Source organism: bacterium, assembly GCA_020440705.1.
Classification (GTDB): domain Bacteria; phylum Krumholzibacteriota; class Krumholzibacteriia; order LZORAL124-64-63; family LZORAL124-64-63; genus JAGRNP01.
In genome coordinates this window covers 20,128-27,338 of record JAGRNP010000047.1, presented here as the reverse complement: position 1 = coordinate 27,338, position 7,211 = coordinate 20,128, and the positions used below count along the sequence as shown (strand labels likewise).

Here is a 7,211-nt window from a genome sequence, read left to right as displayed (position 1 = left end):
CCCAGTATCTCGTCGACATGCTGGAAGAGGGACTGACCGACTACATCCTCGACGGCCAGACCTTCGACCTCGAGGGCGTGCGCTCCATGCGCGAGAACGCGCTGCACGTGAACACCACGCCCTTCACCAGCTACAACTGGCACGGCAAGGGCAACTTCGCCAGCCTGCTCGACGCGGTAGTGCTCGGCGCCACCGAGGTCGACGTGGACTTCAACGCCAACGTGGTCACCCACAGCGACGGCCGCCTGCTGCACGGCATCGGCGGCTGGCAGAACTGCCTGGCCAGCAAGTGCACGATCCTGCCGATCCCCGCGTTCCGCGACCGCATCCCGGTGGTGGTCGACGAGGTGACGACCCTGTGCGGACCCGGCGAGCTGATCGATGTCATCGTCACCGAGCGCGGCATCGCCATCAACCCGCTGCGGCGCGACCTGCGCGAGAAGCTGCGCGGCTCGAGCCTGCCCCTCCGCGAGATGGCCGACCTCAAGGGCGAGATCGAGGAGATCTGCGGCGGCGCGCCGGAGAAGCCCGAGCTGGGGGAGAAGGTCGTCGCGGCCATCAAGTGGGTCGACGGGACGGTGATCGACTCGGTGCGGGAAGTGAAGGAATAGCCGACGGGCGGATCCTGTCGTGAAGAGTCGGCGGCGGCCCCGGTGGGGTCGCCGCCTTTTCGCAGGCCCGGGGTGCGGTGTCCCGGAATTCCGCTCAGCTCGCCGCCCGCAGGCGTTCGATCTCCGCGGCGAGGGCCGCCTCGTCGGCCGCTGTCGCCACGGTGTCGAGGGCGAAGGCGGGGTTCAGCGCCTTGACCGCCGCCAGGGACGCGTCGAAGTCGCCGAGAGCGAACAGGTTCTCCGCCTGCACGACCCGCACGTCCGCCGCGTCGAGCCCGCTCTCGTGGGCGAAGGCCCACGCCGGTGCGTCGGCCAGCAGCGAGTCCGCCCACGCGTTCGAGGCGTCGTAGTCCTTCATCGCGTTCAGCGCGAAGACCAGGCCGGCCCGCAGGTCGGATCGGGCCGCGGACGCGGTGTCGGCCACCGCCTCGCCGGCGAGGAACGCGTCCCGCCCCCCGGCCAGGGCGTCCCGTCGCAGGTCCGACCAGCCCTGGCCGACGAAGGCGTCGGGCCGCGCCGCGTCGACGCTCGCCGCGGCCGCGAACGCGGCCAGGGCGCCGTCGAAGTCGCCGGCCTCGTACTTCGTCCAGCCTGCGGCGACGGTGTCGTCGTAGGTCGGTACGGGCGGGATCGTCCCGTCGTCGTCCCCGCAGCCGATCGCCGTGATGGCCAGCAGGGCCAGGGCCGTCGTGATGATGCGCTTGTCCATGTCCGGTTCTCCTTCTCGTCGGCGGCTACTTCAGCAGCACCATCTTGGCCACGAGGTTGCCCTGCGCCGTGCGCAGGCGGGCGAAGTAGGTTCCGCTGGCGACCCGCCGGTCGCCGTCGTCGCGACCGTCCCACAGGATGCGGTACGGACCGGCGTCGCGGCGCCCGGTCGCCAGGGTGCGCACCTTCGTGCCGTCGACCGCATAGATCGCCAGCTCGACCTCGCCGGCGACCGCCAGGTCGAAGGACACCGTGGTCGCGGGGTTGAACGGGTTCGGCGCGGCGCCGTGCAGGACGTTGCGTCCGGCCGGGGGCGTCTCGCCCGGGACGCCCGGCGCCAGCCGGAACGTGCCGAGGCGGTCGGTGACGATGGTGAGGGTCGTGCCGTCGGCTCCGAGCAGGGTGGGCTCGGCCACCCAGCCGTCGCCGTCGCGGCGGTAGACCGCGAGCTCGCGCGATCCGCCCGCGAAGACGAGATCCACGGCGGCCGGCAGCTGTCCATCCGGGCCGAAGTGCACCGTGCCGGCATCGTCCTGGATCGTGAACCAGCGCCCGGCCACGGCCGACCCGTCGGCCAGGTCGAGGGCGGCGCCGCCGTCGGCGGCGGTCAGACGGAACGCCTGGCCTGCCTTGGCCTGGCCCGCGGTGAAGGTGCGGGCGCCGTCGGCGGTCGTGCCGTTGGCGGCGATGCCGCGGGTCGCGATGGTGTAGGTCCCTTCGACCGTGAACGCGATGGCCCCGGACCAGGTGCTCACCGACAGGGCGGTCATGGCAACCGCGGTGGTGTCGGCACCGACCACGAGGGCCACGTCCGGCGCCCCGGTCAATGCGGTGTTGGACGTCACGTGGAGGTCGGCGTAGCGCGTCAGGGCCGGATTCTGGTGCACCGCGGCGTCCAGTTGCAGCGGCAGCGGGGCCCAGACCACGGGCGTGGCGCGGAAGGGGCGTCCGGTCTCGGTGGTCAGGTCGGCGAGCACGGTCAGCGAGCCCGTGCCCGGATCGAACGCGACCAGCGTGCCGTTGCCGTGGGCGCCGCCGGTGTACGCGGTCGAGTAGAGCCTGCCGTCGTGCGGCGTCCAGCCGGCCTCGAATCCGGCGCCCTCGGCCGGCGAGTCGAAGTCGTGAACCACCGACAGGGTGAGGTTCGTCAGGTCGTACGCGAACAGGTAGCCGTCCCCGTTGGCGCCGCCGTAGTTGGTGGCGCCGTAGAGCTTGCCGTCCAGTTCGCCCAGGCCGAAGTTCACCGACCGCACGCCGGCGTCGAAGAGATGCTCGACGGCGACATCGAGGGTCGCCGGGCCCACCGACCAGAGGGCGCAGCAGCTGGTGGGCACGTCGTCCTCGGCCTGGGTCAGGCCGTAGACGCGACCGTTGGAAGCCAGCAGGAGGTTGCCGTCCGCCCGTCCGGCCACGTCCCGGACGAAGAGGAAGGTGCCGTCCACGAAGGCGTGCGTGGTGGCGTCCTGCACCAGCAGGGTGTCGGCGTAGGCCGTCAGGATGCGGCCGCCGGGGGCCTCGACGCTGCCCGGGATGACGCCGGCCTGGGTGTTCTGCACGTCCCGGAGCGGCGTGTAGGCGCTGTTCGCGTTGCCCACCACGTCGAGGTATTCGAGCCGGAAGAAGGGGTTCAACGACTCGCGGTCGACGTAGTACGCCAACTCGCCGGCCGACGTCAGCAGGGGCCGGGCCCAGCTGTAGGTCACCGCCTCGTTGTCCAGGTGGCTGTATGTCGTCTCCATGATGTCGATGGCGCCCGTGCCCAGGTCGATCCGGAGCAGTTCGCCGTCCTCGTTGGGCCGCGTCGGGTCGATGGTCGAGATCCGTCCGCCCATGGCGCTCCAGCCGACCACTACGTCCGCGGAGAGGAAGGTCAGTTCGCCGGTGAACGACCGGCCCATTTCGGCGCTCGCGTCGTGCAGGACCACGGTTTCGCCGCTCGACAGGTCGTGGTCCCAGACGCTGCCGGCCCCGCCGATGGCGGCGTGCCGCGTGCGGCCGATGACGTGCCCGTCGGCGACGATGATCGCGTACTCGCCGTCGTTGCCGATGCCGCCGGGCAGGTCGGAGGTCTGCACCACTTCGAGGAAGGTGTTGGTCACGTAGTCGAAGGACCAGACCAACGGGCCATCGTACGAGATCGAGGTCGTGCCGTAGATCTTCGTGCCGACGACGGTCAGGCCGCTGCCCGAGGCGCGGATGCCCGAGTTGCCCCACGCGGCCGGGAAGTCGAAGACCTTGACCGCCGTCCCGTTCGCGTACTGCAGGATCGTTCCCGCGCCGTGGCCGCCCTGGTCGGTCGTCGTCGCGTAGAACCTGCCGTCGTTGGCGCGGACGAGCCCCGCCACCTTGCTGCCCAGAACGTCGAGGTCCGCGAAGGCCACCTGCCAAAGGGTGGTGACGGCGTGGTCGTCCAGGTCGTACTTCCAGATGCCGCCGCCCCAGTTGCCGTTGATCTCGCGCAGGTCCTTGGTGCCGTAGATCGCGTTCTCGCCCCGGTGGTAGGCGATGTCGCCGCGGGGATGGTTCATGACCAGGGTGCCGGACAGGCCGCTGACGAACGCCGCGGCGCTGCCGTCGGTGGGCACGCGGTAGAGATAGCCCTCGTAGCCGCCGCCCCGCGAGCGGGTCACGCCGTACAGGTTCGTGCCGTCGCCGGCGATCAGGGGACAGGTCGGGTCGATGCCCAGGCCGGCCGGGTCGAACGAAGCCACGACGCCGTACTCGCCGGTGTTGACGTCGAAGCGCCACACGCCGCCCTTGTCGGCGGTGCCGCCGCGCAGGGCCAGGCCGTAGAACACGCCGGGCGCCGTCTCGGTCGGCTTGTAGATGGGGAACGAGAGGTCGCCGCCGTAGTTCGGGGCCGACAGGTTGCGGAACAGGTCGGTCGGTCCGTCCCCGACGAACGAATGGAGCACCTCGAGGTCGCCCGTCGCCGGGTCGACCCGGTAGAAGATCCCCGAGGCGGTGCTCTTGATGTAGGTCTCGAGATTGTCCAGGCCCGCCGCGAGGCTGTTGGTGCCGTAGTACATCCCGTCCTGGCCGAGAGTGAGGCCGCCCACGTAGTCACCGCCGACGCCGGCCGCCTGCAGGGAGATCATGTTGCCGGCCATCGGCGAGCCAGCGAGGCTGACGAGCGGCGCCAACTGCGCGCTGTCGAGGTCGTAGCCGACGAGGGCGCCGTTGGAGAAGCCGCCGCCGAAGGTCGACGTGAAGACGAGCTTGTCGGCCGCAGCGGGGCCGGCCAGGGTCAGGATCGTCAGCAGAACGAGGCCGTTGCGCATGGTCCACTCCCGGAGGGGATCCGGCCGTGGGCGAGGAACGGAACCGGGTGGCGGTGTTTCGGGTCCGCAGTCCTATCGGGCGCATAAGTGATTCCTTTAGATGTTCCTGGCGAGATGAGGCCCCGCTCCGGGGATGTCGACCCGGGCCGCCCCCGAGGGCCAGCCCCAGGTTGCCGCGGGTGGGGAACCGGAATATGCTGGCGGCCGAACGCCATCGTTTCCCGCACCCGCCTCGAGGAGTCGCCATGGTCCGCACCCGCCCCCTGCTCCGCATCGCTGCAACTCTCCTGCTCGCCGCGGTGGCGCTGCTGCCGTCCGCCCGCGCCTCCGCCCAGATCGGCTCCCTGTGGGATTCGGGCAACATCGGCACCGTGATCGCCCTCGGCGACATCGACCCCGCCGCGGGTCTCGACGCCCTCGTGCACACGCCCCTCGCCGCGGTCGGCGTCGTCCGCCTCGAGGCGGGGCCCCAGGTCGAAGAATTGCCGAGTCCATTCAACGTGTTCAACAACACGAAATTCTACCTGCGCGACCTCGACGGCGACGGCCTCGCGGAGATCCTCGCCATCGCGTGGCGCCCCGACAATTCGTGCCTGCTGGGCGCGCTGGACGTCGACTCCCGGGGCCGGGTGCAGCGGCTGTGGCCGGACATCCTCCTCGGCAACGGCTTTTACGACCTCGCGGGCGAGGCCCGGCTGTCGCCCGCCGAACCGGGTGCGCTCATCCTGGTCCGCGCCGACCTTCAGATCGTCTCGCCGGCCACCGGCGCGGTGATCTACGCCTCGGGCAACGACCCGGCGGTCGGGGGGAGGCAGTTCTCGTCCCTGGTCATCGAGGACTTCAACGGCGACGGCAACGAGGAACTGCTCTGCGAGTTCGAGGGGAACACTTCCCAGTTCACGACGCACCTCATCGGCGAGACCGGCCTCAGCGCCGCGGCCGACTTCACCCGTCTGGGCCTGAGCATGGGCAAGGGCATGCCCAACCCCGCCGCCGGCCCGACGCGCATCGCCTTCGAGGTGCCGCGGGAGGGCACGGCGAGCCTGCGCATCTACGACGTGGCCGGCCGCGCGGTGCGCACCCTGCTCGAGGGGCGCGTGGCCGAGGGGCCGCACCAGGCGTTCTGGGACGGGCGCGACGGCGCCGGCCAGCGCGTCGCCAGCGGCATCTACTTCTACGAGCTGAAGGTCGGCGCGGAGCGGGTGACGCGGAAGATCGTGCAGGTGCGGTAGGGGCGGCGGCCTCGGCCACCGCGGAAGGATGAAGCGATGTCGCGCGACCCCCACGCACCGCCGCTTTCCGGTGTGATGATCCTCGCCGGCCCCTACGTCTCGGCCGACCTGCGCGCGTCGCTGCGCGAGCACCGCCTGCCGGTGTTCTGCACCTCGGCCGACGTGGACCCCGCCGGGCTCGGCCCGGGCCTGCTGGACGCCGCCGCGGCCACGGCCCTGGTGCGTGCGGGCGCCCGCGTCCTGACCAACAGCGAAAACGCCCTGGACTGGCTGGTGGGCGCCGCCGCCGGCACGCCCCTGGCGGCGTGGGTGGCCGCCTGCAAGGACAAGGCCCGCACCCGCGAGCTCCTGCGCCCGCTCTACCCCGACTTCCGCTTCCGCACCCTGGCCACCGCCGCGCTGCCGGGCTGGGAGCCGGCCGACATGCCGTTCCCCTTCGTGATCAAGCCCGCCGTGGGCTTCTTCAGCCTCGGCGTGCACGTGGTGCGCGACCGGGACGACTGGCGACGGGTGCAGGGACTGTTGGCCGACGACCTGGCGTCGACGCGGGGCCAGTACCCCGACTCGGTCCTCGATCCGGCGCGCCTGCTCGTCGAGGAGGTCATCGTCGGCGACGAGTACGCCATCGACGCCTGGTACGACGACGACGGCCGGGCCGTGATCACCAACATCCTGCACCACCCTTTCGCCCACACCGCGTCGGTCAGCGACCGCGTCTACACCACCTCGGTGGCGCTGCTCACCCGGTGGCTGCACCCGTTCACGACCTGGCTCGAGGAGGTGGGGGCGCTCACCGGCGTGCGCGGCATGCCGGTCCACGTGGAGGTGCGGGTGCGGCCCGACGGCCGCATCGTGCCCATCGAGATCAATCCCCAGCGCTACGGCGGCTGGTGCACCACCGCCGACCTGGCCCGCCACGCCTGGGGCTTCGACCCCTACGCGTCCTTCCTGCGCGACGAACGGCCCGACTGGCCGGCCGTCTGCCGCGACCGCGACGACCGCAGCTGGAGCATCGTCGTGCTCGACAACGGCACCGGCGTGCCCGGCGCCGACGTGAAGGGGTTCGACTTCGACGGGTTGGCGGCGCGGTTCGCGCGCGTGCTCGACTGCCGCCCGGTCGACTGGCGGCGCTACCCCCTCTTCGGCTTCCTCTTCGTCGAGACGCCGGCCGGCCGCGAGAGCGAGCTCGCGGCGATCCTCGCCGACGACCTGCGCGCCTGGCTCGCCTGATCCCCTGTCGACGTTTCCCGACACCGGCCGTGTGCGAATGCCGACAACGGCAAGGCGCGATCGCGCCGGAAACGCTCCTGCCGGGGCCCCGGCGGCGGCGCGGCGGTGGTCCGGATCCTGCCTCGGCGGGGTGACGTCGCCCGGTCACC

5 protein-coding genes are annotated in these 7,211 nt (G+C 71.6%); 3 read left to right on the top strand and 2 right to left on the bottom strand.

Features of this window, described 5'->3' with window-relative positions:
- The coding region (locus tag KDM41_08975) for a citrate lyase subunit alpha (protein ID MCB1183555.1) at positions 1-611 on the top strand (611 nt) is incomplete at its 5' end.
- A 94-nt stretch (positions 612-705) separates the two neighbouring features.
- On the opposite strand, the gene KDM41_08970 is transcribed toward KDM41_08975, so the two are convergent.
- Together KDM41_08970 and KDM41_08965 are read right to left on the bottom strand one after the other, a co-directional pair.
- The gene (locus tag KDM41_08970; protein ID MCB1183554.1) at positions 706-1,320 is read right to left on the bottom strand and encodes a hypothetical protein; all 615 of its coding nucleotides are present in this window, start codon (positions 1,318-1,320) and stop codon (positions 706-708) included.
- A 25-nt stretch (positions 1,321-1,345) separates the two neighbouring features.
- Positions 1,346-4,600: a hypothetical protein gene (locus tag KDM41_08965; protein MCB1183553.1), complete on the bottom strand. Its 3,255-nt coding sequence runs from the start codon at positions 4,598-4,600 to the stop codon at positions 1,346-1,348.
- Positions 4,601-4,845: 245 nt separating this feature from the next.
- Between KDM41_08965 and KDM41_08960 the strand changes: the two genes are divergently transcribed.
- Positions 4,846-5,832 carry a T9SS type A sorting domain-containing protein gene (locus KDM41_08960; GenBank protein MCB1183552.1) on the top strand — a complete coding sequence of 329 codons (987 nt, stop codon included), beginning with the start codon at positions 4,846-4,848 and terminating at the stop codon, positions 5,830-5,832.
- Between the two features lie 36 nt (positions 5,833-5,868).
- On the top strand, positions 5,869-7,062 hold the full coding sequence (locus KDM41_08955; GenBank protein ID MCB1183551.1) for an ATP-grasp domain-containing protein: 1,194 nt from the start codon (positions 5,869-5,871) through the stop codon (positions 7,060-7,062).
- The last annotated feature ends 149 nt before the right edge of the window (positions 7,063-7,211 follow it).